This is a genomic window from Paenibacillus sp. V4I9 (assembly GCF_030817295.1).
Classification (GTDB): Bacteria; Bacillota; Bacilli; order Paenibacillales; family NBRC-103111; genus Paenibacillus_E.
In genome coordinates this window covers 2,127,013-2,152,443 of the sequence record NZ_JAUSZE010000001.1, presented here as the reverse complement: position 1 = coordinate 2,152,443, position 25,431 = coordinate 2,127,013, and the positions used below count along the sequence as shown (strand labels likewise).

26 protein-coding genes and 1 riboswitch are annotated in these 25,431 nt (G+C 43.7%); of the genes, 3 read left to right on the top strand and 23 right to left on the bottom strand.

What is annotated here, in order from left to right:
• Positions 1-20: 20 nt before the first annotated feature.
• The 6 genes from QFZ81_RS09860 to QFZ81_RS09835 all read right to left on the bottom strand — a co-directional run bounded on the left by QFZ81_RS09860 (position 21) and on the right by QFZ81_RS09835 (position 5,464).
• Entirely contained in the window at positions 21-1,082 is a 1,062-nt protein-coding gene (locus QFZ81_RS09860; protein WP_307602563.1) for an ABC transporter ATP-binding protein, read from the bottom strand.
• A 15-nt stretch (positions 1,083-1,097) separates the two neighbouring features.
• On the bottom strand, positions 1,098-1,886 hold the full coding sequence (locus QFZ81_RS09855) for an ABC transporter permease (RefSeq protein WP_307602561.1): 789 nt from the start codon (positions 1,884-1,886) through the stop codon (positions 1,098-1,100).
• 4 nt (positions 1,887-1,890) lie between these two features.
• Positions 1,891-2,712, bottom strand: coding sequence for an ABC transporter permease (locus QFZ81_RS09850; RefSeq protein ID WP_307444966.1), 822 nt, complete (start codon positions 2,710-2,712; stop codon positions 1,891-1,893).
• A 27-nt stretch (positions 2,713-2,739) separates the two neighbouring features.
• Complete coding sequence (locus tag QFZ81_RS09845; RefSeq protein WP_307444967.1) at positions 2,740-3,672, bottom strand: nucleoside hydrolase; 933 nt, start codon at positions 3,670-3,672, stop codon at positions 2,740-2,742.
• A 70-nt stretch (positions 3,673-3,742) separates the two neighbouring features.
• Positions 3,743-4,852: an ABC transporter substrate-binding protein gene (locus QFZ81_RS09840; protein ID WP_373463768.1), complete on the bottom strand. Its 1,110-nt coding sequence runs from the start codon at positions 4,850-4,852 to the stop codon at positions 3,743-3,745.
• Between the two features lie 264 nt (positions 4,853-5,116).
• Complete coding sequence (locus tag QFZ81_RS09835; RefSeq protein ID WP_057306268.1) at positions 5,117-5,464, bottom strand: hypothetical protein; 348 nt, start codon at positions 5,462-5,464, stop codon at positions 5,117-5,119.
• A 343-nt stretch (positions 5,465-5,807) separates the two neighbouring features.
• A riboswitch (cyclic di-GMP riboswitch) is annotated at positions 5,808-5,896 on the top strand.
• Between the two features lie 119 nt (positions 5,897-6,015).
• Here QFZ81_RS09835 and QFZ81_RS09830 point away from each other — a divergent pair.
• Positions 6,016-6,378: a response regulator gene (locus QFZ81_RS09830; RefSeq protein WP_373462669.1), complete on the top strand. Its 363-nt coding sequence runs from the start codon at positions 6,016-6,018 to the stop codon at positions 6,376-6,378.
• Between the two features lie 51 nt (positions 6,379-6,429).
• Here QFZ81_RS09830 and QFZ81_RS09825 read toward each other — a convergent pair whose 3' ends face one another.
• The 10 genes from QFZ81_RS09825 to QFZ81_RS09780 all read right to left on the bottom strand — a co-directional run bounded on the left by QFZ81_RS09825 (position 6,430) and on the right by QFZ81_RS09780 (position 16,022).
• A complete protein-coding gene (locus QFZ81_RS09825; RefSeq protein ID WP_307602557.1) occupies positions 6,430-6,594 on the bottom strand; it encodes a hypothetical protein in 165 nt (54 codons plus the stop codon).
• Positions 6,595-6,728: 134 nt separating this feature from the next.
• Positions 6,729-7,001, bottom strand: coding sequence for a Rieske (2Fe-2S) protein (locus QFZ81_RS09820; RefSeq protein ID WP_307444974.1), 273 nt, complete (start codon positions 6,999-7,001; stop codon positions 6,729-6,731).
• Positions 7,002-7,058: 57 nt separating this feature from the next.
• Complete coding sequence (locus QFZ81_RS09815) at positions 7,059-8,198, bottom strand: exo-beta-N-acetylmuramidase NamZ family protein (protein WP_307602555.1); 1,140 nt, start codon at positions 8,196-8,198, stop codon at positions 7,059-7,061.
• A 729-nt stretch (positions 8,199-8,927) separates the two neighbouring features.
• Positions 8,928-9,635, bottom strand: a complete 708-nt coding sequence (locus tag QFZ81_RS09810; protein ID WP_307444977.1) for a PIG-L deacetylase family protein — start codon at positions 9,633-9,635, stop codon at positions 8,928-8,930.
• Positions 9,636-10,604 carry a GNAT family N-acetyltransferase gene (locus QFZ81_RS09805; protein WP_307602553.1) on the bottom strand — a complete coding sequence of 323 codons (969 nt, stop codon included), beginning with the start codon at positions 10,602-10,604 and terminating at the stop codon, positions 9,636-9,638.
• 34 nt (positions 10,605-10,638) lie between these two features.
• On the bottom strand, positions 10,639-11,499 hold the full coding sequence (locus QFZ81_RS09800) for a carbohydrate ABC transporter permease (RefSeq protein WP_307602551.1): 861 nt from the start codon (positions 11,497-11,499) through the stop codon (positions 10,639-10,641).
• Positions 11,500-11,553: 54 nt separating this feature from the next.
• A complete protein-coding gene (locus tag QFZ81_RS09795) occupies positions 11,554-12,459 on the bottom strand; it encodes a carbohydrate ABC transporter permease (protein ID WP_307444983.1) in 906 nt (301 codons plus the stop codon).
• A 92-nt stretch (positions 12,460-12,551) separates the two neighbouring features.
• On the bottom strand, positions 12,552-13,994 hold the full coding sequence (locus QFZ81_RS09790; RefSeq protein ID WP_307602549.1) for an ABC transporter substrate-binding protein: 1,443 nt from the start codon (positions 13,992-13,994) through the stop codon (positions 12,552-12,554).
• A 69-nt stretch (positions 13,995-14,063) separates the two neighbouring features.
• Positions 14,064-14,978: an N-acetylmuramic acid 6-phosphate etherase gene (gene murQ, locus QFZ81_RS09785; RefSeq protein ID WP_307444987.1), complete on the bottom strand. Its 915-nt coding sequence runs from the start codon at positions 14,976-14,978 to the stop codon at positions 14,064-14,066.
• A 177-nt stretch (positions 14,979-15,155) separates the two neighbouring features.
• A complete protein-coding gene (locus tag QFZ81_RS09780) occupies positions 15,156-16,022 on the bottom strand; it encodes a MurR/RpiR family transcriptional regulator (RefSeq protein WP_307444989.1) in 867 nt (288 codons plus the stop codon).
• A gap of 243 nt (positions 16,023-16,265) precedes the next feature.
• On the opposite strand from QFZ81_RS09780, the gene QFZ81_RS09775 reads away from it, so the two are divergent.
• A complete protein-coding gene (locus tag QFZ81_RS09775) occupies positions 16,266-17,573 on the top strand; it encodes a 6-phospho-beta-glucosidase (protein ID WP_307602547.1) in 1,308 nt (435 codons plus the stop codon).
• Positions 17,563-18,573, top strand: coding sequence for a BadF/BadG/BcrA/BcrD ATPase family protein (locus QFZ81_RS09770; protein ID WP_307602545.1), 1,011 nt, complete (start codon positions 17,563-17,565; stop codon positions 18,571-18,573). Before QFZ81_RS09775 ends, QFZ81_RS09770 begins: the two co-directional genes overlap by 11 nt.
• A gap of 97 nt (positions 18,574-18,670) precedes the next feature.
• On the opposite strand, the gene QFZ81_RS09765 is transcribed toward QFZ81_RS09770, so the two are convergent.
• The 7 genes from QFZ81_RS09765 to QFZ81_RS09735 form a co-directional block, all read right to left on the bottom strand.
• Positions 18,671-19,513, bottom strand: a complete 843-nt coding sequence (locus QFZ81_RS09765) for a glycoside hydrolase family 43 protein (RefSeq protein WP_307602543.1) — start codon at positions 19,511-19,513, stop codon at positions 18,671-18,673.
• Between the two features lie 93 nt (positions 19,514-19,606).
• Positions 19,607-20,812: an ATP-binding protein gene (locus tag QFZ81_RS09760; RefSeq protein ID WP_307444996.1), complete on the bottom strand. Its 1,206-nt coding sequence runs from the start codon at positions 20,810-20,812 to the stop codon at positions 19,607-19,609.
• 149 nt (positions 20,813-20,961) lie between these two features.
• Entirely contained in the window at positions 20,962-21,681 is a 720-nt protein-coding gene (locus QFZ81_RS09755) for a ThuA domain-containing protein (protein WP_307444998.1), read from the bottom strand.
• A gap of 32 nt (positions 21,682-21,713) precedes the next feature.
• On the bottom strand, positions 21,714-22,772 hold the full coding sequence (locus QFZ81_RS09750) for a Gfo/Idh/MocA family protein (protein WP_307602541.1): 1,059 nt from the start codon (positions 22,770-22,772) through the stop codon (positions 21,714-21,716).
• Positions 22,773-22,800: 28 nt separating this feature from the next.
• Positions 22,801-23,832 carry a LacI family DNA-binding transcriptional regulator gene (locus QFZ81_RS09745; RefSeq protein WP_307602539.1) on the bottom strand — a complete coding sequence of 344 codons (1,032 nt, stop codon included), beginning with the start codon at positions 23,830-23,832 and terminating at the stop codon, positions 22,801-22,803.
• A gap of 33 nt (positions 23,833-23,865) precedes the next feature.
• Positions 23,866-24,420 carry an HAD family hydrolase gene (locus tag QFZ81_RS09740; protein ID WP_307602537.1) on the bottom strand — a complete coding sequence of 185 codons (555 nt, stop codon included), beginning with the start codon at positions 24,418-24,420 and terminating at the stop codon, positions 23,866-23,868.
• On the bottom strand, positions 24,413-25,429 hold the full coding sequence (locus tag QFZ81_RS09735; protein WP_307445004.1) for an ABC transporter ATP-binding protein: 1,017 nt from the start codon (positions 25,427-25,429) through the stop codon (positions 24,413-24,415). Before QFZ81_RS09735 ends, QFZ81_RS09740 begins: the two co-directional genes overlap by 8 nt.
• Positions 25,430-25,431 lie beyond the last annotated feature (2 nt).

Below are 25,431 nucleotides of genomic sequence, written 5' to 3'. Positions count from 1 at the left end.
TGCCTTCGCCTCCAAGTACATTACTCAACTAGAACTAATTTCTCGCTAGGAAAAAGAAGCCGGACCTCTTGACCGTTCAGGTAAGGAAGTTCCATTTCTTTATTCACTGTGAAATTTCCCAGCTCCGTCTCGACAACGTATTGATAGCTTCTTCCAAGGAAGGTGCTGACCTTGATATGACCTGACAAACGATTCGCTCCTGCCTCGATTTCATCAGACATTCCAATCACGACATCATCCGGACGAATAGCGCCTTGCTTGCCCAACTGTTCTCCTTTGCTGGCATGCTTCGTAACGGTGAACATATAGTCTTTCACCTTTAACGCAATCTCTTCGTTTCCATCGAATCTTGAATCGAAGGTAATAAAATTCGTAAAGCCAATAAACCGAGCCACAAACTCCGTTTTTGGATATTTAAATATCGCCGCTGGAGCGCCAAGCTGTTCAATGATGCCTTTATTCATAATCGCAACTTGATCGGAGATGGAGAAGCACTCTTCCTGATCATGCGATACATAGACTGTAGTAATACCGAGCTCCTGCTGAATGCGGCGGATCTCCACTCGCATATTAATACGCAGATTAGCGTCCAAATTGCTTAACGGTTCGTCGAAGAGCAGCAGTTCCGGCTCGATCACAAGCGCTCGAGCAATAGCGACCCGCTGTCTTTGGCCGCCTGAGAGCTCCTTCGGAAAGCGCTTTTCGAAGCCGGACAAGCTTACGATATCGAGGATGTTCCGGACTCGCCGATCGATCTCTGCCCCACTCACTTTCCGAAGACGCAGACCGAAAGCTACATTATCATAAATGGATAAGTGTGGAAACAAAGCATAGCTCTGAAACACGAATCCGAAGTTCCGTTTGTTGACGGGAACGTACGTATAATCTTTTCCGTTAAGTGAAAATTTGCCCGCTCTTGCTTCTATAAATCCCGCGATTAGCCGCAAAGTCGTCGTTTTCCCGCATCCACTTGGACCGAGCAGCGAGATCAGACTTCCTTTTTCAACACTTAGGTTGAAGTCCTGCAGAATATATTGCTGGTCATAGGCAACCGAAATATTTTCCAGTGATAGCAATGCCATGGATGAAAGCCTCCGTTATCGTTTGGTGAAATAGGATAAACCCATCAACCGTTCAATGATGAACATAAGTACGGCAGTGAAGAGCATTAGTAAGACAGAAATGGCGGCAATTGTAGGGTCAAAATGATTCTCCACATACGTCAGCAGCTGTATTGGCAGCGTACTGACTCCGGGGCCTGTCATAAAGACCGAGATGTCGACATTATTAAATGATTCTAAAAATGCAATTAGAATGGCTGCGATAATACCGGACTTGATGTTCGGTAGGACCACTTTGAAAAAGGTTTTAAGCTGACCGGCGCCAAGACTTAACGCAGCTTCCTCAATCGCAAAATCGAAATTCGATAAGCTTGATGCAATAACGCGAATGATAAAAGGAAGCATAATCACGGTATGTCCAATCAGCAGAGCTGCATAGATCGGCAGGTGATAGGTGACGATAAGGTACTTGAGCATCGTAAACCCAAGTACGATACCTGGAATAAGCACTGGGGAAATAAAAATCGCATTAAGCGCTCCTTTTCCCTTAAACTCAAACCGGCTTAACGCATACGCCGCTGGGATACCAAGCAGCAGTGCAAACAAATTACCGATCATCGATACGATAACAGAGGTACCCGCGGTCGTCATGAACATCTTGACTTCCAAAATGTTGCGGTACCATTTCAATGAGAATCCTGTCGGTGGGAATTTCAATACACTCCCTGGCTCAAATGAAGCAAATGCAATTATGACGAGCGGCCCGAGCAAGAACATGTAGACAAGAAGCGTAAATAAGGCCAGTCCTCGATTCTTCTCCCGCATACTTCTACCCCTTCGGATTTAATTTAGTAGCCAGTTTGTTCATAAGCGCGATAACCACGAAAGTGATCACGATCATAATCACGGCAATGACGGAGGCGAGATACCAATCGTTCAGAGTAATCGCATTCTGATAGAGGAATGTGGAAATAACCCGCTGCTTGCCTCCGAGCAAAGCCGGTGTCGTATAAGCTGTCAAGCTTCCAACAAACACAAGGATACTGCCTATAATTAATCCGGGTACACTAAGCGGCACGATGACCTTGACGAAGGCCGTAAATCGGTTAGCTCCCAAGCTCTCCGCCGCTTTAATCAGATCCGGATCTATATTCTCAAGAACACCGACCAACGTAATAATGATGAGCGGAAGAAATAAATGGAGAAGACCAATCATCATCGCCACTGGCGTGTACAAAATATCGAGTGGCTCTTGGATGATACCAATGGCCATCAAGGCATTATTGAGCAGCCCTTTTTTACCTAAAATAATCATCCAGCTGAACGACCTGACAACCGAGCTTGTAAGCAGCGGAAAAATAGCTAATGCAAGTAAGATCGCCTTTTGTCTCGGACTCTGTTTGGAGATGAAATAAGCCACAGGAAATCCAAGCAATATGCAAAATAGGGTGGTTACCAAGCTGACACGCAGCGTCGTCCACACGATTTTGAAAAAATAAGGGTCTTTAAAGAAACTTAAGTACCCTCCAAGCGTGAATGTCCCTTTATCGAAAAAGGTTGAACCTATCGTGAGAAGGATCGGTACCACCATGAAAACCGTCAGGAACAGTAGTCCCGGTAGCAATAATAAAAATAAGTACGTTTTTTTCATGTAGCTTTACTCCTGTTCCTGGGTTCGCTAGGCACGCAGCGCGTGTATAAAAAGCTGGAGGAATTCGTCAGCCGATACTTCCGTACACACATGAACATTAGCCTCTTTGGACAAGCGGTTCTGGAAATCGCATACGGTTTGTCCGTCGCACAGCTCACTTCGGGTTTCTACATCAACATAATAATGGCGTGTCGTGACCAGCTGTTTATTCAGAGCCACTCCAACTGCAAGTGGATCATGAAGCGCACAGGCCCGAACCCCGTTGCGTTCATAGTAACGCTTCATATAATTCGCGGTGCTTTCCTGCACATATCGGGCTATGGGAGAATCTCCGAGCTTACGGATATGATCATCGGTCAGCAGCGCTTTACGCGTCACATCCAACCCTACAAGGGTTAAGGATGGAAAACCTGCCTGGAAAACGATCTTCGCGGCTTCCGGATCGACGTACATATTGTACTCCGCCGTGGGCGTTACATTGCCGAAGCCTTGAACGACGCCGCCCATCACAATCACTTCCTTGACCTGATGAATCAGATCAGGATGCTTCATAACCGCCAAAGCCAGATTCGTTAATGGCGCAGTCATAACCAAAGTGACTTCTCCGGCGTGCTTCCGCACTTGTTCCACGATAAAATCGGAGGCATGTCCAGCGGTCGTCTGCATATGAACCGGCATATCGCTTAAAGCGCCGCCAAGCCCGTCATTGCCGTGGACATGATGCTCAAAGTGAGAAGCTCGCATTAAAGGCTTGTCTGCCCCTTTAACGACAGGAATCTTCTCTTCCATCCCGAGCAGTTGGAGGATCTTACATGTGTTCTTAGTCGCTTGGTCCAGTGAAACGTTGCCATTCACGGTTGTAATTCCGAGTACATCCATCTCTCCGCTGCGGATGGCCAAGAGAATACCTAGCGCATCATCCACACCCGTGTCTACATCTAGGATGACCTTTTTTTTCATGACTAAGCCCCCTTTAAGTCCTATTGAAGAAATCAAGGGTATATTTGCATATACCCTTGATTGGTTTTATTTATTGAGCAACTTCCTTGTTCCAACGGGCAATCCATGCTTTGAGATTCTGATTGACGAATTTCATATCCAATTTGCGAAGTTTACTCACGACGTCAGCGCCATAGGTAATCCCCGTAGCTTCTTCAGCCGAAAGCTGAAGTGTCGTGTTTACAGGTGAATCTACTTTCGCTTTCGCTGATTTCTCCTGTACTTCCTTGCTCAAATGCCAGTTGATGAAATCTTCAGCCAGCTGCTTATTTTTACTTCCTTTAATCACGTTGACCGTGTTCATAACGGCATAAGCCCCTTCTTGCGGGGAGACGAACTTCGTTTCTGGCACAGCCGCTTTCAAATCCTTCACATACATTTCCATGATAGGACCAGCTGCAATTTCCCCTTGCGCGAACATGTTTACGAATTCGGAGGTTTGGCCGTAGTATTTAACGACACCTTTGTTCAACTCCTTAATTTTTGCAAAAGCTTGATCCTCATTAAACGTAGCATTTCCAGCAACGACAGATGCTGCATCCAAGACCATTGGGCCAGTTGTCCCCGTGATGTTAGGAAGTGTCAGCTTCTTGGAGAGTTCTGGACTCCACAGGTCGCTCCACGACTTGATTTCTTTAGTAGTCGCTTTCGGATTATAGGCAATACCCAATCGCCCTACTGTGTACGCAGGACCGTAATCTTCACCTAGTGGCGCCTTAGCCAAATCATAAATGTCTTTCAAGTTCGGAATCCGACTGCGGTCGATCTTATCGAACAGTCCCGCTTCAATTCCTTGTTGTGCGTAATAGTCAGATAAATAAATGAGGTCCACGCTCGAGCTGCCTTGTTTCACTTTGTTCAGGCGTTCTGCGTTATTGCCTATTTCCAGAACGATCTTGGCATTATGCTCTTTCTCAAACGGCGCGTACACTTCTTTCTTGAAGAAATCATCCGCAAAACCCCAGGTGGAGATGATTAAAGTTGTAGGTTCCCCTTTGGATGCCGATGTGGCAGCCGCTGTGGGTGCTGTTGTAGCTCCACTTGTATTGCCCTGGTCCTTCGCAGGCGCTGTGCCGCAACCTGTTAAGGCTAGTCCTACTACAGATAAAGAAATTAAACCACGAACCATTTTTTGTCTCATCATTTCATCGTCCTCCCAAGTTTTATCATGTATGATTTTAATGCGTGAATCCCCTGTTAAATTTTTACTAGTATTCTTCAAGACCCCAGATATATGCGCGTATCGATCTAACTACAATATGAAAAAAAAAAAGAAAAGTACCCTTGATAGAAAGAAGCTTCTAATCAAGAGCACTCTTCATTGTAAACAAAGTAAAGTGACATCTATTGGTATACATGTGGTTTCCTCTTAAGATAAATCAAAAGAGAACACCGCCCGACAAAACTATTCGGTTTGTTTAAGAATAATGTTCGTTATTGCCCATTGCGTCGGCGGATCATAGTCCCTTAATACGGCATCCATGGATAAGCCAAGTTCTTGCTCCAACCTGTCCCGGATTCTCTTCTTGTATATGGAGGACATATAGAAATCGACTTCGTGTTTGAGCGTTGGCGCCTCGCCCTCTAATGCGGTTGATCGTGGTGAGCGGCGATGCTTGGCATGAAAAGTAATAATGTTTTGATCAATGGAAACCTTCAGCAGTGTTGTGCCAAACCCGAACAACTCTTTGGAGATTTCGTTATAGAGGTGACACAGCTTCTTCTTGTATTCATTAGAATCTAGTTGTGGCATGGAATCACCTTCAAGATCAATTATCAACCCTTATGCGTTAAAATCTATCTTAATAATACATAGGATTTCAGAATTAATCAAGAGAATCGTTCGTCTTTCTCACTGAAAAAGGGCATTATTTACCTACATCACATCTAAATGATCCAATTTCCCGAATGTCTTACAAATATTGATTGATATTAATGACGGATAAACGTTAAAAAACACTCGGATAGCATAACTCTAACTTTGTTAACATAAATCAAGGGCTTCCTCGCGGCAACTTTTAATAAACTAGTACTTTATTACTAATAATAAGAGTGCTATACTTTAGAATAAATGAATAAATAGTAATTCTTCTGTTATACGATAAGAGCAAAGCTAATGAAAATTAGTGACGCAAAGCTAAAGGAGCTAAGGCGAAATACGTCGCTATGCTTGCCAGTTACCGAAGGAAGGGACATATCCACAACTCCCCTTATTCTTCTTATAAGGGGAGTTTTCTTATGTAACGAGCCATCTATAACAGTAAATAGCTAGGTAGAAAGTCCCTCTGAAAGGTGATGATTATAATGGCAAGACTAATGGTTGTAGATGATTCTATCTTTATGCGATTGATGATTAAGAACATCCTCTTAGAATTAGGACATGAAATTGTAGCCGAAGCATCGAATGGACTTGAGGCAATCTCTCTGTTTTTACAGCATTCACCTGACGTGATTACGTTGGATATTACAATGCCCGAGATGGATGGTATTACTGCATTAAAGGAAATAAAAAGTTACAAGACCGATTCAAAGATAATTATGGTCTCAGCAATGGGGCAGCAATCCTTTGTTATTGAAGCCATTACCCTTGGCGCTAGAGATTTTATTGTGAAGCCTTTTGATAAAGACAGGGTAGCTGAAGCTGTAAAAAAGGTACTGAATACGTGAATACCCACAATGCTCTCCACCTGAATGCCTCGCCAATCCACTTTTCTGGAATTATCCGTTTGTTTTCAAAATAATTATAAACTCCGGATACGTAAATAAACGTTTGAAATGGGCCATACCTACCCAATTCGCTTCGCTCGCTGCTGTAAAATAAGTTTTGGCCCAGGCGGGAATTTCATCAGCGTCGGCAAAGGCAACTTTTTTTGTGGTATCCAATCCAAGGGGATCAAATAGGCGTTTCAGCCCTTTCGATCCCTCATTTCCCGCTTATTCTCGCTATATACTTTCTTTCCAGATTAATACCAACTTTACCGTCTTGCACATTCACCTTATACGTTTTCACCCAAATCTTATCGTTGAATAAAGATTTGCCGGTTCGAATATCGAATACCCAGCCATGCCAGGGATAGCGGATGATCACCCTTTTTACCGTACTCGTATTCATACACGTCCGAAGGAAGCGTAGTACCAGAAACGAGTCCTGCGCACATCGGCACCCCTTGGTGGGGGCAATAATTGTTTAAAGCGTAATATTCATCGTTTATCCGGTAAATGCTGATGCTCTTCCCTTCGATTGTGACGACAGCGTGACCGCCTTCGGAGACAGCGTCCGCATCCAGCACGTAATGTACACGTTCGCAGTGGTGGCATTACGAATAACTATCTTGTCGCGTTCTATTTTAATATAGATGATACTGCTGTTTCATCTGTGCGAATTCCCGGCTTTCGTCCCGAAATTGCTCCAACAACACCGAAACATCTAATGACTCTTCACGGTACAACTTATCCCCGCACAATAAATCAATAAAAGGTCTGGATCCCTCTTTAAGAGGTGGCAGGAAAGAAAATTGCTCATAGTTACGCTTAATGGAATACATTAGTGTGATAGCTGTCTCCAAAGGCCGGATCGCTCGGGTATCCAGCACATGAAGCTGAACGCCACTGCACGACTCTCCCTGAAACTTGGAAAAGGTCGGTTTAAAATAGACCGGACGGAAAACGACCCCAGGCAGCTTCTTACTGTTCATGTCATCCGCCAGTTGTTGAGCGTCGATGAACGGAGCTCCTACAATTTCAAAAGGAACTGTAGTTCCTCTTCCTTCAGACATGTTGGTGCCTTCAAATATACAGGTGCCTGGATACAGCAATGCCGTTTCAAACCGGGGAATCCCCAAGGAGGGCATCACCCAGTGTCGACCGGTATCAGTGAACTGCATCTTCCGCTCCCAGCCCTCAGCACGTATCACATGCAGATTACAATGCCAGTTCATCTGATCGTTAGCCATGGTAGCCACCTCACCGGCAGTTAGACCGTAACGCACACAAAGCGGATAATTACCAACAAAAGATTGATAGTCTTGCTTCAAAATATTACCTTCTACCGTCACCCCATCCAGTGGGTTGATCCGGTCCAAAATGACAAATGGCTTGCCTGCTTTCGCACAATCTTCCAGAGCATACAGCATCGTATAAATAAAAGTGTAGTATCGTGTACCTACGTCCTGAATATCATAGACGACCATATCTACCTCATCCAGCATTTCCTGGCTCAGGCGCTTGGAATCCTTACGGTACAAGCTATGCACCGGCACCTGTGTGATCGGGTCCAGATACGTTTCTACCAGGGCGCCTGCTGCTTGATCTCCACGCACACCGTGTTCCGGTGAAAACAGGGCTGTCAGATTGAAATTCTCATGCAGAATTTGAATGGTGGATACGAAGTCATTGTTTAAGCCGGTAGGTGCCGTAATTAGTCCCAATCGTTTCCCTTTAAATAGATGAGTGTACTGCCTAATGCAATCGATACCGTTTCTGATCATAGCTGCCTCCCAAATTTTGTTTGATATAAGAAAAACGGATTATGCCGTCCTAGACGAGTGTGTTGTCCAGGTTTTGATGCCGAACACTTCTCAACGCGCGCGAATCCTGGGCGCGCTTGGTAGCACCCCCGTATGGCGGTGGTCACCCTACTTTTCGCCCAAGATATCCGTGAAATGTTGTAGCGTTGTACACAATAAGCAAGCAAATCCGCTTAATCCTCGCGAATATTGCAGAAAATACAACAATTTCAACCAAAAGCAACCTTTTAGCATGAGAATATGGCTAAAATGTTGTACACCGTACAACATCTTCAGCTTATCCTGAAGAAACTGAGGAAATTGTTGTATGAAGTACAACTTGCCTACCTATTTCCTAACTCCTAACCCCAAATCCCTACTTCCTAATTACTGACTACTGACTACTGACTACTAACTTCTACTCCTACTTCTACTCCTACTTCTACTTCTACTTCTACTTCTACTTCTACTTCTACTTCTACTTCTACTTCTACTTCTCTTCAAACATCTAACTTCTAGCAACAAACTACTAACTCCCACTTTCCCCACTCACTTCCCCTACAAACCAGAAAATATTATCTATGTAAAACTCGCTTATGCAATGTAGCAAACTATGCAAATTGAAGGTCATCTTCGATTTACCCAAATTGAGAAAACCTCTAACAAGGCCATTCATGAATGAGCAGCCGCGTGTAGAGGTTGATTTTATTTTTATAATTCAGTTTTGATAACACGCATATTTTCTTCTGGAATCATGAAGGTTTGTGCATATTGCTTTCTGGCTTCAATCCCGCGGACACGCATTAAATGCTTATAGTATTCCAGGTACTGGAAGGATTTGCTGCCTGTTACGAACCAATGTGTTGAGACGGCCTTCACCCATAGATCAAAGGCTTCTTGGTCGAAGTCGACATACACGTACGGTCGATAGTCGACGGCGTCCTCCCAGTTCTCGGCATAATACAATCTCTGTGCAAAATGTGCAGGAAGCTCCCGCTCGAACGTCGGCAAGGCGGCAAAATAGCGGGCATCATTGACGATGCGGTGCGTTGTCATATGATCCTTGTGCATGCTGTTCTTCCAATGCGTAATAATGACGTTGGGACGAACTTGACGAATGACATCGCATACGCGAAAACGCATTTCTTGGTTATCCTGCAGCTCACCGTCAGGAATATCGTCGAATACGAACGCTTCCCCGCCCAGCATCTCGGCAAAGGTTTTCGCCTCATTCACTTTCTGCACGCGATATTCGGCCATATCTTGTCCTGCCGGAACGCCGCGTTCGCCTGCTGTCAGCGCTAGGGTCGCAATGCGGTCCCCTTTCAAAGAGTGACTTGCCAATACGCCCCCGGCCGTTAATTCGGCATCACCAACATGGCCACCGATGGCTAGAATCGTTAACTTTTGCTCACTCATTCACACAAACTCCCTTCTCATGACAGAAAATTGTTTGACGGTTGTAAAGCCTGCCTTCTCGTAGATGCGGATAGCCGGATTCGTACTGCCCGTATAGAGCGACATGTAGTCGGTCCCGATCGAACGAAAAGCTTCGCACAGCTTAAAGAATAGCATGCTGCCCAGACCGTGTCCCTCATGATCAGGAAGCACGCCGATCCCAGCAAAATAGCCCCGGCCGTTCTCCTGCCGAATGACAGGACCGGCAAATCCAATTACCTTGCCTTTATATGCAGCAATTATCACTGGCACACCTTCTGCCGTGCTTTGCCCGATTTCCCTCTGCCATAAAAGATTATTAAATCCATTCAGCAATTCATCCACGCCGTCATGCTTTTCCGGGTCGAACAATTCAACTGAGTAACCCTCAGCAGCAGCTTTATCTTCTTTGGCTCTTATATCCTCTGGTATGGTAAAACCATCCAGCTTCAAATACATGGCGCACTCTTTAGCGCGTTCCACATACCCTGCCTGCAGCAAAAACGCATACAATTTACTTTCAATCGGCACGCCCGGCGCATTGTTATGCTCATGCTTCGGTGTCCCCGGTATATACCACGGCAATAACATCGGATTAAAAAATAAGACATCGCCTTGCTTTTTTCCCAGCTGCTGAAAGCGACGCTCCAAAGCGTCCAGCATGCCTTGATAGCTCTCATCTGTTTTGAAGTCATCGGATAAAACGATGCAGGTGATGTATCCAGCCACTTCCCCAAGCGGCAGATCATCGCCTGTGCAGCCGCAGGCAAAGCCTTTGACTTCATTTTGTTCCAGTAACACAAAAGCATTTTGTCTATCGAAATAAGGGTTGGCCGTGAAGATACGCTCAAAGGTTTGCTCGGTAAGCTCCTTGTAGCCTTCTTTCACGGCTTCTTCATTCCATAAGTCAATTACGGCCTGCTTGTATTGCTCATTCCAAGACACAATCATGCTGAAGTCATTCCTCCCTCACGCGCGGCTCGTATTAGCCCTTCACCGCACCAACCGTTACACCTTCTAAGAAGTACTTTTGCAAGCTGAAGAAAAGAATAAACATCGGCAGTGCAGAGATCGTAGCACCCGCCATCATCGGCGCGATAAACGTCGTATTGGCGAAGCGGAAGTTTTTCAATCCGACTTGGATCGTCTGCATATCCATCGTATTCGTGACAAGAAGCGGCCAGAAGAATGTGTTCCAGCTATCCATAAACGTTAGAATCGCCATGACGGCAAGCACGGTTTTGGACAACGGCAGAATGATTCTCCAATAGATCGTGAACTGACTGCACCCTTCAATCTTGGCGCTTTCCATAATCTCGTTCGGGATGCTGCTCATAAACTGTTTAGCCAGAAAAATATTATATACAGTAACGATACCCGGCATAATTAACGCGCTGTACGTATTTTGCAACTCAAACACGTTAACAACCAGAATATACAAAGGAACTTGCGTAACTTGGTAAGGAATCATCATGGAGACAAGCAGTACGGCAAATAGCACGCCTCTCCCTTTAAAACGAAGTTTAGAAAATGCATAGCCGGCCATGCTGGCAAAAATGACATTGGACACCATCACGGTGGTCGCCACAATCAGCGAGTTCAAAATCCAACGATACGAATACTCACTGTAATCAAAGAAATATTTAAAGGAAGCGAATGTAAACTTGCTTGGTAAAATGGAGTAACTCACCGCTCCGGCCTCAACCGGATCAGCAAAGGATGAAATGACCATGAAATAGATCGGAAATATCGTCGCCAAAGCAAAAAGTAGAAGGGCGATAAAAATGATTGAATTTCGAAAAGTTTTTACTCTAGGTTTTCCTGCATGATTGCTGTATAAAGCCATTTTTTATCCTCCCAACATAGGGATCTTTGAGCGGAGCTCAAAGTCTCTCCGCTCTTAATACTCGACATCTTTTCCTGCATATCTGAACTGAATAACCGAAATTCCCGCGATAATAACAGCTAGAATCAGCGATTGCGCCGCTGCTTTACCGAATTCAAAATAAGTAAATGCATTATTGAAAATCAGTAGACCAACCATGGTAGTCGCATTGTTCGGACCGCCACCGGTCATCAGGTACGCGTTTTGGAACACTTGGAAAGAACCGATAACACCCGTCACCAAAAGGAATAACGTAGCTGGTTTCAAAGAAGGAACAACAATGTGCCACAGCTTTTGAAAAAAGTTCGCTCCGTCCATTTCCGCTGCCTCGTAATACGTATCATCAATGCCGAGTAGACCGGCCAGGTAGATGATAATGCTTGTGCCATGACTGGACAACCAGGACATCAGAACCAAAGAAAACATCGACGTTTTACTTGAGCCAAGCCAATTCTGATTGCTAATGCCAAAGAAATGAATCAACTGGTTCAAAATCCCGCCTTCCATTGGATCGAAGATCCAAAGCCATACGACGGATAAAGCAACACCTGAAGCAACAACAGGCAAGTAATAAACACCTTTGAAAAAGCCCTGTGTTTTTTTCCTGAGCGGCAGAATCATAATCGCGATCACCATGGACAAGATCAAGTTAACAGGCACTGTCAAAAGCGTATAGACGACGGTATTGCGCATTGCTTGCCAAAACAAACCGTCTTTCACCGTAGAAACATAATTGTCAAATCCAACATAGGTAGAACCAAGAGGCTTGTATTCTTGGAGACTAATGATAAACGCGCTTACGACCGGATATGCGGTGAACATCGCAAAAACGACCAAAGCGACGGCAATGAATGCATATCCCCAAACTCCTTCTCCTCTGATTCTCCTTCTTTTCATCGGTTTAGCGATATGAGTAGCCATTCTGTCAAACCCCGTTTCAAAAAACTCGGATTAAAATAGTTCGGATAGCCGCGTAACAAGCATCACGACTATCCGAGGTTTACAACTTATCATTAATCTTTCACAATGCCGTCTGCGCCAAATGCAGCAATCGCAGCGGTTTTCACAGCTTCATACATCGCTTCAGGAGTAATTTCACCTGCGATTAGACCTTGGAACTTAGGCACGATAACTTCTGTTTCCAATTTAATTGCTTTAGCACCAAGTTCTGTAGGGATATCCGAACGAGCCGGTGTTGCATTTTTCAGCATGTAGTCAACAGCAGCGATGTTCTCAGGGCTTCTGTCAATTTTCATGCTTTCAGCCGCTTTTTTACCGCTTTGTGTAATGTGTGCAGAGAACAGATCACTGTTTGTTGCTGCAGCATTTTTACCGCTAGCTAAGAAGTATGCAGCTTTTACGACATTCGCTTTGTGCTCAGCCGTAGGTTCCTTTTTACCGCGGAACGTCATGTAACCGTCAACGACAGTAGCGAATGATGGTTTTGCACCTTGGAAAGTCGGAGCCGGCAATACAACATAATCAACCGGGATGCTCTCTTTTACAGCACTAGCATCGTTTGCTTTAAGCTTTGCGTTATTTGTTTTTGCGGAATTTTCAAATACGGCAAGCCCTTTACCTGTGATCATGGTTTGACCTGTCAGGAACATGTTCCAACGCTTACCAGCGTCTACAGAGCTAAGTTCTTTCGGCATGGAGCCGTCATCAATCAGCTGACGAAGATCTTTGAGCAATCCTAAGTAGTTTTTGCTAGTGTAAGCATATTTCAAATCTTTATTAAACGCATGAGGCATGCCGGCATTTTTCGCCATGATACCCAAGTAGTCAACGGCAGCAACACCTTTAACAGCGAACACGAAACCATAGCGCGTTTTGCCATTTTCAGTTACGAGGCCTTTTTTGATCGCTTGACGGAATTCATCGTACGTCCAACCGCTCGTTTGTACTTTTTTCCAATCGATGCCGGCCTTTTCCAAGTACGCTTTGTTACCGCCCAGTGCGTGAACTTCCATGTACGCTGGGAAGCCGTAAAGTCCTTTGCCATTTTTCATGTATTCAAGCGGTGCTTTCTCATAATCGTTAATCATCTCAGGAGTAGCTGAATCCGTGATGTCCATGAGTAAACCTTGCTGCAGATACTTAGGGATGCCGTCAGAGCCTCCGAACGCAATATCCGGCGGGCTGCCCGCATTCACTTGTGTATCCAATTTCTGTTTCATATCTTCCCAGCTTGCCGGTTCGATTTTCAAAGTCAGATTCGGATACAATGCCGTAAAGTCTTTCGACATTTGTTCGAAAGTCTTTTGGTAGTTCGGTGAAACCGGCGGCAGCAAAGCAGTAATGGTGTCTTTAGCTGTTGAGGCTCCAGCCGTAGCCGCTGGAGCAGCAGTACCTGTAGGTGTACTTGTTGCTTTCGTACCGGAAGTACCACCACAAGCTGTTAAAGCCATGGTTAAAGCTACGACAGATGCTAATACGGGCATTTTTCTTTTCATAAAAATAGACCTCCATTTATAGGGATCTTTGAGCGTAGCTCAAAGTCTCTCCTTTTTATATTGAGTTTTTCACACAACTTTGCTAAAAGTACGTATGGCTGTTTTCAAACGGCCATCGCATTGATTCAATGCTTGTTCTGCTTCCGCTGCATTCAAACCGGTTTTTATCATCATAATCGCTAATTTGCAATTCATGGAAGCGCTTTCCAAATGCGCAATAGCGCACTTTTCATCTACCCCTGTTGCTGCCCTAATGATTCGAACAGAGCGATCATACAATTTGTTATTGCTTGCCTTCATGTCTACCATGAGGTTGTTATACGTCTTTCCAAGCTTCACCATCGTACAGGTCGTCAGCATGTTAAGAACCAGCTTCTGTGCTGTCCCCGCTTTCAATCGGGTAGATCCCATAATCGCTTCCGGCCCAACCACAGGCGCAATACACACATCACAGACAGGCTCTAATTTCGAATTTTTGTTATTCACTACGCCGATCGTTGCTGCACCAATTTCCTTCGCTTTTTTCAAACTGGCAATGACGAATTGCGCGCTTCCACTGGCCGTAATTCCGATAACAGCATCCTTGTCTGTCACACCGCACCGTTCAATGAGTGCGATCCCCTCCTCCGCGTTGTCCTCAAAACCTTCAACTGCAATTCTTAGTGCCCCATCGCCACCGGCAATATGACCTTGCACGAACATGGGGTCAATACCAAAAGTAGGAGGACATTCAGAAGCGTCGAGCACACCGAGTCTGCCAGAAGATCCAGCTCCTACGTAGAACATTCTGCCACCGTTTTTCAGAACATGATGTAAAATATCAACCGCTTTCATAATTTGCGGTATCTCTGCTCCCACTGCAGCGGGAACCTCAGCATCCTGCTCATTCATTAAACGCAGCATTTGTTCCGTTGTACATTCATCCATAGTCAGTGTTTTCTCGTTAATCTCTTCCGTAGTCAACCCCGACAGATACTCATCCATAGCCATCCTCCTATCCTGTTTGTTTCAATTTCTAATTTCATACTAGCGAAATATTTCATGATGGTCAATAGTTTTTGAAATTTTATTTCTTTTTACAATAAACTTTTGATTTTTTATTTTATTTTACAACAAAAAAAAGACAACGACTTTATCTGGCTAAGGCGTTGTCTTTGTCTTTTATTTGCGATGTTTGCTGCTGGCTATAATATCGTGCGTTTTAGCTAAATATTTCTTCACTTTCTTGTATTCCGCACTAGCTACGCCAGCAAAAAGAATATCAATTACCGTCAGCATAGCAATTCGCGAACCCATAGCACCGCTTCTGATGGTTACCTCTGGTGTAGAGATGCTCAAGACGATATTCGCCTTATCTGCTAACTCGCTTTTATTATATTTGGTAATGGCAATAATGCATGCGCCATTCTTTTTGGCTATTTCTAGTGAATCCAGAATTTCCACCGTACTGCCGGAATTCGAAATAAAGATGGCCACATCACTTTTGTCCAGCAGTGTAGCTGCCGTGAGCTGGCTGTGCCCGTCCGTGTAGGTATGGCACATCTTGTTGATCCGTGAAAATTTCTGCTCCGCATCAATACCGACCAGACCGGAAGCTCCAATTCCGAAAAAAGCAATACGATTACTTTCACGCAGAACTTTTACAGCACGGGCTATTTCATTTTTATCGATGACACTGAGGGTGTCTTCAATAGATTTACTATTATTACGAGAAATATTAGAGATAATGACGGATAGATCATCCCCTGGTTGTATATCGGTGTACTGGTCCTTCTCATCATCATCCATTGATCCAATTGAAGCTGAGATACTTACAATAAAGTTCCGGTAACCTTTATACCCCATTGTTTTACAGAAACGAAGAACGGATGCGTCACTGGTCTTCGTCAGCCCGGCAAGGCTCTTAATCGAAAGATGCGGGATTTCCTCTAAATTCTCCAAAACGTACTCGGCTACCAACTTCTCTACAGGTGTTAGGCTATCTTTCATATCACGAATCTTTATCAAAATATTATCATTAATTGACATATATATTCTCTGTTCACCCTATTTTCTCTGAGCTAAAATTTTAATCTCATCATACGTATAATTGCTCGAAAAAACAAGATTAATATCTAAAATAGTAAACAATTTTGAATAATAAGTTAAGAAATTTATTTTCAGAATAAATCACCCAAAATGAAATTAAACACCAATTTATATTGCAGCGTTTCTGAATGCGATGCTATAATAGCAGCGAGATTGAGCTGAATAGGAAGGGTGAATGCATGGATGAATAAAAAATTGAAAATAGCGATTATTGGATCAGGAAGCACCTACACCCCAGAACTGATTGAAGGAATGATTAAACGAAAAGACGTATTACCAATAGATGAACTAGTGCTTATGGATATTGACGCAAGAAAGCTAGGAATTGTAGGAAAACTCTGTGAACGCATGATACAAGCAGCGAATATCCCGTGTCGAGTGATCTTAACTGAAAACTTGGATGAAGCACTGCAGAATTCGGATTTTGTGTTGTCACAAATTCGTGTGGGTAAGCTGCCTGCCCGCGTACTCGACGAGACCATTCCTCTCCAATACGATTTAATCGGGCAAGAAACCTGCGGAATCGGTGGTTTTTTCAAAGCCATGCGTACGATTCCCGTTATGCTTCATATTGCCGACCGTATGCAAGAACTGTGTCCGGATGCTTGGCTCATCAATTTCTCCAATCCAGCTGGAATCATTACAGAAGCTCTTCTCAACCATTCCAAGGTGAAGATGCTTGGTCTGTGCAATGTCCCTTTCAACATGTTCAAAAGCATTCGTGAAACCTTGCAATTAAACCATGCTAGCTTTACCTATGTGGGACTTAACCATTTAAGCTGGATTACGACGATTGAGCAGGACGGTAAGGATTATGTGAAAACGGCACTTGATATGGGACTTAACAGTGAAGCGATGAAGAATATTCCTTCAAGTGGATTCAGTAAAGAGGTCGTTCAGATGGTGGGAGCTATACCTTCTTCTTATTTGGAATATTATTACTTCAAAGAGAAGAAGCTGAAATTGCTGAAAGAAAGCGAATTAACCCGAGGCGAGAAATGTATGCAGATTGAAGTGGAGCTGCTAAACATCTACTTGGATTCCGAACTGCATTCAAAGCCAGAACTGCTTTCTACTCGCGGCGGTGCCAATTATTCGGAAGTGGCCATCAGCTTAGTCGATGCCATCTATAACGATAAACAAGAGGTCCATGTGGTCAACCTGCTTAATAACGGGGCACTAGATTTCATGGAAGACTCCGATGCGGTTGAAGTGTGTGCTGTTATTGGTAAAAATGGCGCCACACCGATCAAAGTTAAAGATTTCAATAATCAACATATCATCGATTATATGCGTATGGTCAAAGCCTATGAGCGTGAAACTGTAGCTGCTGCAGTGAACGGCAGCGAAGATGCCGCCATGCGCGCCCTATTGATGAATCCATTGGTCGGTGACTATGATGCTGCGCATCACTGTTTCAATGAGTTGAAGGAAGCCCACAGAGACTACCTCCCGCAGTTTTTCGCTAAAGTGAATAGTCATGATCGATAAAAACTACATTATCGGTGTCGACGGCGGCAACAGTAAAACGGACTACTTTCTATTTGATATCCAGGGGAACTTTGTAGACCATATTCATACAGGTACATGTAGTCACGAGCAATTCCCCGACGCATACCTGAGCTCATTCAGAATCATGAATGAAAATATTCAGCATTTGCTGACGCGCAATCAGTTAACTATGGATCACATTGCAGCAGGTGCCTTCGGATTAGCTGGTGCTGACATTCCATCCCAGAAGGAAAATTTATGCCATGTTATTGAGCATATCGGCTTTACTCACTATGCCATAGACAACGACTCATTCCTGGGTGTTAAAGCAGGCAGTGAAAAGGGCTTCGGCATTTGCTCCATTAATGGCTCTGGCTCCTCTACGGGCGGGATTTCTCCAAGTGGAAAGCGCCTTCAAGTAGGTGGTGTTGGCAGTGAGCTATCTGGGGATGAAGCTGGGGGGTTCTTTCTAGCCAGAAAAGTACTTCGGGCTGTATATGACTTTTTCTATCGGATGGGGCCGGAAACCGGGATGACTGAACCCGTCATGAAGCTGCTGCAAATTCCCAGTAAAGAATTGTTCATTGAATACACCTTGAACGGCATACAAAAGCGAACAATTCCCACCACCAAGCTGGTGCAAATCCTGTTCTCCGCGGCAGATAACGGGGATTCCGTAGCTCTGAATATTCTAGATAATACGGGCAAACAACTGGCCTACTCCACGGTTGGCTGCATGCACAATCTGGATTTTGAACATGAAGTCGATATCATTCTGGCAGGCTCAGTTTGGGTCAAAGCTGAAAGTCCTTTGCTGCTCCAAAACTTCAAAAATCATATTGCCAACTTGACCAATCACAGCTGCAATTACATTCTTCTACAAGTCCCGCCCGCAACTGGCGCAGTCTTATGGGCACTGGAACTTGCCTATGGTCATCCGGTGAATCTAGATACTCGACTGAAAGTAATTGAGGCCGTAGAACAACACGGTAGTTTATAGCTGTAATAAAGTATCGAAGTCGGGTGACTTTCCCATGCAATTGACAGGAAACAAAAAAATGAGTAGGCAAGAACCTTGCCATCTCATTTCTTTGTTTTTACTTTAGGGATAACCCCTTATTCAGCTTTATGACCGAGCCATGTCTAGCACCCTTGGGCACATTCACTTGTTCCGTAATATTGTTCCAGGTCATCAGGTCTGTAGAATGGTAAGCTCCATAATAATGCTCTTGAAATCCGTCTACTAGCAGAATCCATTCCTTGCCGCCGTTTCTCTCCACGTTATAGAGCGTCGGTCCTTCCGTAAGCGCCGGGGTTATCAGTTCGGAGATGTGGTTGACCGACGGGCGGTCACTATCTTCCTTCGCCATGATACAGGAACGAATGGCTTTATTCGTAGTCCCATTCTCATTAAGACCGCGTTCATCTTTAAAAAGCATCAAATAACGATCATCTAGATCCGTAATGGTGGCATCAATAACGTTATAACCCGGATCGAAGAAGATCTGCGCTTCCGAGAAATCCTGAAAGTCAGTTGTCGTCGAAGACCAAATTCTGTGATTTCTCGGACCTGCTCCTACCGTAGAAGACCATACAATCCGGTAGGCTTGCTTGCATGTGTCGTAGAAAATTTCCGGCGCCCAAGTATTCTGGGTTTCCGCAAGGTGTTCCATCACTGGAATGAGTTTAGCATCGTGCCAATGGATAAGGTCCATGGACCATGCGCAGCCTATGCTCTTGCTCTGCCAACCGTCCGTCCATACGAGGTGAAACTTCCCTTCTGCGTCTTCCATTATAAACGGATCACGCAGCTGCTTCGTGCCAATCGGTGATTCCCAAATAGGGCGCCCGTCGTTCAATTCGTTCCAATGGTAACCGTCCTCACTAGTAGCAAGAAACAACTTCTCTTCGACTTCTGTAAAATAGCTGAATAAGTGCACGTTGGCTCATTCTCCTTGTTTCAGATAGATGGTCGCTGTCTTCGGCTTACTTAACAGCATCTATCATAACATGATCGGACCAAGTCATGTACCTCATAAAGCCTCCAACAATCGTTGTCGCTCATTTGAACCCATCGCTAAGTGAATAAGATGAGCCACCAATTTTTTCTGTTCTGGATTTAAGCGTGCAAACACTCTTGGTTCTAGTTGACACATTTCCCTGATGACAGATTCCAGCTCTTCTTTTCTAGTATTATCCTCAGGTTCGTCTTTAAAAGTAGGAAAAGCCTTGGATTCCGTAAAGTCTTCAATTACATGATCAGCAAATAATCCTAAATAGGGCTTCCTTTTTTGCTTAATAAACGTGTTGATTTCTTCAAGTAAAAATTGAAACGCGTCGCTTTTTCTGCTTGCTCCAAAAGATAATTCCAGTTGTCCACCGTTGTCTTCACTATCAAAACCAAAATGATCGAATCCTTTACTTTGAATATAAACACTATGATAGAAGGAATCGCCTTTATTATTAAAAGTTGTCGGCTGCTTATGCTTCTCCGCTAAATTCGAATCGATAAAGTAAAGCTTGGAATATTCATGATTGATTCGATCATTCCAACGAACATATTTGATTTCAAACTCCGTTTGTGTAGGCTCATGAACGATTTTAAAACATTCTCTTTCGGCTATAACGCACGAATAGTCTAAGGATACGCCATCCAATCTAACATCGAAATGTTTGTCAGAATGAAGTTCCAGGAACCATCCAAATTCCTTACATAAAAAAGTCAACAAATCCTCATATACAAAGTCTTTCATGATATTATGAAAAGTTACCGTCGTCCCTGAATCTTCATCTGTTAGTATTTTATTCGTAACCTCATAGGTATCCAAATTTTTCGAATGAATACGAATGGTATACGTATTTTTAAGAAGGCCATCCAAATAGGTCGTTTTCCATGTTGCATCTGAAGCAAAGTGATGGAAGGTTAATCGACCGATTCCATTCTTTCCATGCATGGCAGAAGTCGTTCTGACTCGCTTTTCAGGATCAACTTGCTTCTCTGATTCAAAAAATGGCGTAAACTTCCGATCTAATTCTCTCCTATCTATGCCATAACCATTATCAGCAATGACAATTTGATCTATGCCGCCTAGAATATTCTTATGAAGCTTAACATCTACAACAGTAGCTTGAGCGTCGAATCCATTCCAAATATATTCAGAAATTGCTTGCAAATAATCAAACTTACGAAGAGTTTTTTCGATACCTTTTGAGGATATTTCTATTTTGCTTTTGCCCAAAACGATCAACCCCTTCAATGATTAATTAATCACTCCATTATCTACAAATCTATCATATTCCAAATCTTTCATTCCGTATGTCGATTCATGCTTACCTGAAGCAAATCTTTTTCGACAAAAAAACGACACCTCAAAGGTGTCGTTATCAATTACTTCTTAATTTCCTCCAGAGGAGAATGATGTCCGTAAAACGTTTTTTCTCTTATAACCGGGGCTGTCCATTTTACCGCATTGGCGATCACGCGCTGAACATCTTTGTTGTGATAGGTAGGATAAGTCTCATGTCCTGGACGGAAATAGAAAATTCGGCCTTGACCGCGACGGTACGTACAGCCGCTGCGGAACACTTCGCCACCCTCAAACCAACTGACGAAGATTAATTCATCAGGTACGGGAATATCAAAATGCTCTCCGTACATCTCCTCTTCTGGCAAATCTATGAAGGGGCCAATTCCTTCTACGATAGGGTGCGATGGATCAACAACCCAAAGCCGCTCTTTCTCATCCGCTTCTCTCCAAAGCAGATCGCAAGAGGTCCCCATTAGCTTGCGGAATAGCTTGGAATGGTGGCCTGAATGCAGGACAACCAGCCCCATCCCCTTATGTACACGGTCACAAATGCGATCGACGACATCATCCTGAAAGCCCTTATGATCTACGTGGCCCCAATAAATGAGCACATCGGTAGCATCCAGCTTTTCTTGGGTTAGTCCATGCTCAGGCTCATTAAAGGTTGCAAAACCAATCTCAAAGCCATCCTGCCCGATACCATCAGCAATGGCTCCATGCATTCCTTTGGGATATATCCGGGCTACCTCTTCTTTTCTTTGCTCTTGCAGAAATTCATTCCATATCGTTACTTTAATCATACAACTCGCTCCTTTTTTAACAATGAATGCAGTTATATGCTTCTCGTTACTCCGTCTTTAGCTGATTCTATGATCGCTTGCAGCACTTGTTGATTACGGTATCCGTCTATGATTGTCGGAAGTAATCGAGAGTTAGCCTGTTCCAAATAATCCACAAAATCCTGCAGCATGGGTTTCATCGTTTTCTCGTCCAAGTGAATTACTTTTTCTGTAAGCTCCAGCTTTTCGCCTTCTCTAACCGTTAAATGAACTTCATTCGGTTGTTCGACTGAAATCCTGACGGTGCCCAGATCGCCAAACAACGTAACATGAAATTGGTTTTTCGCTCCAATTGCATTTTTATGGGTATAAAACGTTCCCATTACACCACCTTCAAGCACACACTGGAATCCGGTAAAGTCATCAACGTCTACTTCAACGAGTTGCTGCGTTCGCAGATCCGTTCGGTGATCGATAAAGGTGCTCATCATACCGGCCACTTGCGTGAATTCTCCTACAAAAAAGCGTGCCGCATCCACCATATGAGAGCCTATATCCGCTAATATACCTGACCCTGCCATCTCTTTATTAAATCGCCAGGTGTACTCCTTATTAAACATTGGCGCGTTTTCCTCTTGCAAATAGTGAGCGGCAATATGCCGAATACGCCCTAAAGTCCCTTGTTCTACAAGCTGTTTAACGTATTGAAAGCAAGGTCTGTAGCGGTAGGAAAATCCAATCATGCAAGGTATCGGATTTTTTTCATACAAGCTTAATAATTCATCTGCTTCTTCCATCGTTCGTGTGAAAGGTTTTTCAGAAAATATCGGTTTACCGCATTCTATCGCATATTTTAAGATGTCATAATGGAATTTATTCGAGACACCGGATATGATAAAGTCAACATCGGTATCAGCAATAATGGCTTTATAATCGCTATAGCGCTTCTCAGCCAATAAGTTCAATCGATCACCGACCTCTTGAACGGCCTTCGTATTCACATCACAAATGGCTGCTACTCTCGTATTCGCGATTCTCGAAAGATGGTTCATATGATAATCGCCAATTCCTCCAAGGCCAATAATGCCTACGTTCCATATTTCTTTATTCATCCTGCTGCCCTCCCGATATAGTCTTCAACTACTTATCAATCGTCAGACAAGAATTTCTTTCTATAATTTTGCTTTCAATAATCATATTTTCCGAGAAATCCCCTTGCAGAACACCTAGTTGGTGCATTAACAATCGGACAGATTGAGCCCCTAATTCCGAAGGCTGCAAATCCATGCTAGTCAAAGATGGGTTCGATTGAACCATCATGGAGAGATCTCCGCATATGACAAACAAAGATACGTCTTCTGGTACTCTGAGATTCAAATCCTTGAGTGCCTTAAGGACACTGAATGCCGTGCGGTCGTCATCTGCAATAATCGCGGTTACTTTCATCTTCTGGTTACCAAGGATTTCAATTGTTTCTGCATAGCCATAGTCCATGTATTCACTTGTATGTAGGGCGGGCTTATGATGAATCATGTGTTCTTCCACGTCAAGCTGATGATCTTTCATCGCCTTAATGAAGCCTGCTTTTCTATCGATGGACACGGTCATAAGTTCATTTGCATTTAGAAACATAATGGCTTTATGACCCTTGTCGATCAAATACTTGCAGATGCTGTCAATAATCTTGTGATTGTCGTTATCCACGCTGAAAGCTTTATGAATATGGGTATTCATGACTCTACCGACAGTAACAAAAGGGATTTGTTCACCATGCATAAGGTTGATACGGTCATCATCGGTCGTTGGACTCATCACAACAGCACCATCAATCGGATAACTCGACAGGAATGGTGTTTTCACCTTTTGCACAGGAATCATATCAAGCAGAACCCTATATCCATAAAAGGAAGCTTCCAAAATAACGCCATTGATGAACTGCGTATGAAATGCGCTAAAAAAGAAGCTGCCATGCGGGATGGTCAACCCGATCGCCATGGTTTTCTTCGTAGCCAAGCTTCGCGCAATATGATTAGGCACATAATTTAATTGTCTGGAGACCGTCATGACTCTCTCTTTCACTTCGTCGCTTGTAGGTCTTTTTTGGCTAAAAACATTCGATACTGTCCCTTTTGAGACTTTCGCTAATTTTGCTACTTCATCAATTTTAGCCATATATGATCAAACATCCCTTCAACAACCATCCATTTATCCTAACTCTTCGTTGAGTTTTTCCACCAAGTCGATTAATTCCAGCGGATGGTTGATCGTATAATCAGGTATTTCACTTTCGTCTGCGTGCAATTTCGGGTATCTAGGCGTCCAGCTAAGGAAGATACTCGTAATCCCCATAGCATTGGCTCCTTTAATATCGCGGTTCAGGTTGTTGCCAACCATGACAATACGGGAGCAATCCTGCTCACTGAGATCCAATGCTCCAATCGCGGCTTTAAACATACGGGAACTTGGTTTAGAAGCTTTAATGGTCTCTGAATAAATCATCGTAGTAAAATAATCATACAATCCATTTTGTGTTAAAATATTTTTGAACGATTGCGCCCTACCGTCGGCTACGATGGCTAGTATATATCCACGTTCGGCAAGCGTCTTCACCATAATATCGGCCCCTGGAATCACATTGGCACTAATGACAATATCATGGTCATCTCTAATTTCGGTTCCTTCATCAATGATGGTATCTCCGCAGTCCAGAAAAACAATAAGCTTCTTAGCATTAGGATCAATCGTTGTCGTATCACTCATGAATTACACCTCGTAAGTTTAATTGACTCGCATAGTGGCAGGCAGCATAATGATTTTCGCCGACGGCCTGCATCTCTGGTTCTTCCTGTATACATTTATCGGTCTTATACGTACACCTTGGATGAAAGTGACATCCGCTTGGAGGATTAGCTGGATTAGGAACTTCTCCTTCGAGAATAATTCGATCCTTTTTATAATTCGGATCAGGCTCAGGTACAGCCGACAATAACGCCTCTGTATAGGGATGCTTGGGATGATCAAATAACGAATCCACCGGCGCCAATTCCACAATTTTCCCTAAGTGCATAACAGCTACTCTGTCGGATATGTTTTGAACGATGGATAAATCATGAGAGATGAAAATATAAGTGATCTGCAGCTGCTCTTGCAGGTCCTTCAGCAAATTAATGATTTGTGCTTTAATGGACACGTCTAACGCTGAAACAGCTTCATCACATACAATTAGTCTCGGTTGAGAAATAAGCGATCTCGCAATAGCGATACGCTGTCTTTGCCCTCCGGAAAAGGCATGAGGATACCGTTTGAGATAGCTGACATTTAATCCGGTCTTCTCTGCGATTTGGGTAACTTTGTCGTCCAATTGTGCTTTCGACAGCTTAAAGTTGGCAAGCAGCGGCTCAGCAATAATATCGTATACGCTCATTCTCGGACTGAGAGATGAATAGGGATCCTGAAAAATCATCTGAATATCTTTCCTATATTTCTTGAATTCTTTGCCTCGCAGCCCTAAAAAATCTACTTGGTCTTCACCTTCAGGTTGATACATCACTTGCCCTGAAGTGGCATCCATCCCTCTCACAATACAACGGCCTAGCGTCGTTTTTCCACAGCCTGATTCGCCGACAATGCTTAGGGTCTCCCCTTCCAACAGTTCAAAAGAAACGTTGTTCAAAACACGAATAGATGAAGGCTTGCTAAACATCTTATTCTTCGATTTCACTTGAAAATCCTTATTTAGATTATTTACTTTCAGTATAGGTTTAGACATCC

Coding starts and splice junctions, on each gene's coding strand:
- QFZ81_RS09780 (WP_307444989.1), bottom strand. CDS start 16,022: ATGTCAATTAATGATAATATTTTGATAAAGATTCGTGATATGAAAGAT.
- QFZ81_RS09805 (WP_307602553.1), bottom strand. CDS start 10,604: ATGATTGTGTCTTGGAATGAGCAATACAAGCAGGCCGTAATTGACTTA.
- QFZ81_RS09855 (WP_307602561.1), bottom strand. CDS start 1,886: ATGCGGGAGAAGAATCGAGGACTGGCCTTATTTACGCTTCTTGTCTAC.
- QFZ81_RS09815 (WP_307602555.1), bottom strand. CDS start 8,198: ATGATCAGAAACGGTATCGATTGCATTAGGCAGTACACTCATCTATTT.
- QFZ81_RS09795 (WP_307444983.1), bottom strand. CDS start 12,459: ATGGCTACTCATATCGCTAAACCGATGAAAAGAAGGAGAATCAGAGGA.
- QFZ81_RS09860 (WP_307602563.1), bottom strand. CDS start 1,082: ATGGCATTGCTATCACTGGAAAATATTTCGGTTGCCTATGACCAGCAA.
- QFZ81_RS09835 (WP_057306268.1), bottom strand. CDS start 5,464: ATGCCACAACTAGATTCTAATGAATACAAGAAGAAGCTGTGTCACCTC.
- QFZ81_RS09735 (WP_307445004.1), bottom strand. CDS start 25,429: ATGTCTAAACCTATACTGAAAGTAAATAATCTAAATAAGGATTTTCAA.
- QFZ81_RS09840 (WP_373463768.1), bottom strand. CDS start 4,852: ATGAGACAAAAAATGGTTCGTGGTTTAATTTCTTTATCTGTAGTAGGA.
- QFZ81_RS09830 (WP_373462669.1), top strand. CDS start 6,016: ATGGCAAGACTAATGGTTGTAGATGATTCTATCTTTATGCGATTGATG.
- QFZ81_RS09850 (WP_307444966.1), bottom strand. CDS start 2,712: ATGAAAAAAACGTACTTATTTTTATTATTGCTACCGGGACTACTGTTC.
- QFZ81_RS09845 (WP_307444967.1), bottom strand. CDS start 3,672: ATGAAAAAAAAGGTCATCCTAGATGTAGACACGGGTGTGGATGATGCG.
- QFZ81_RS09775 (WP_307602547.1), top strand. CDS start 16,266: ATGAATAAAAAATTGAAAATAGCGATTATTGGATCAGGAAGCACCTAC.
- QFZ81_RS09810 (WP_307444977.1), bottom strand. CDS start 9,635: ATGAGTGAGCAAAAGTTAACGATTCTAGCCATCGGTGGCCATGTTGGT.
- murQ (WP_307444987.1), bottom strand. CDS start 14,978: ATGGATGAGTATCTGTCGGGGTTGACTACGGAAGAGATTAACGAGAAA.
- QFZ81_RS09755 (WP_307444998.1), bottom strand. CDS start 21,681: ATGATTAAAGTAACGATATGGAATGAATTTCTGCAAGAGCAAAGAAAA.
- QFZ81_RS09790 (WP_307602549.1), bottom strand. CDS start 13,994: ATGAAAAGAAAAATGCCCGTATTAGCATCTGTCGTAGCTTTAACCATG.
- QFZ81_RS09770 (WP_307602545.1), top strand. CDS start 17,563: ATGATCGATAAAAACTACATTATCGGTGTCGACGGCGGCAACAGTAAA.
- QFZ81_RS09800 (WP_307602551.1), bottom strand. CDS start 11,499: ATGGCTTTATACAGCAATCATGCAGGAAAACCTAGAGTAAAAACTTTT.
- QFZ81_RS09740 (WP_307602537.1), bottom strand. CDS start 24,420: ATGAGTGATACGACAACGATTGATCCTAATGCTAAGAAGCTTATTGTT.
- QFZ81_RS09750 (WP_307602541.1), bottom strand. CDS start 22,772: ATGAATAAAGAAATATGGAACGTAGGCATTATTGGCCTTGGAGGAATT.
- QFZ81_RS09745 (WP_307602539.1), bottom strand. CDS start 23,832: ATGGCTAAAATTGATGAAGTAGCAAAATTAGCGAAAGTCTCAAAAGGG.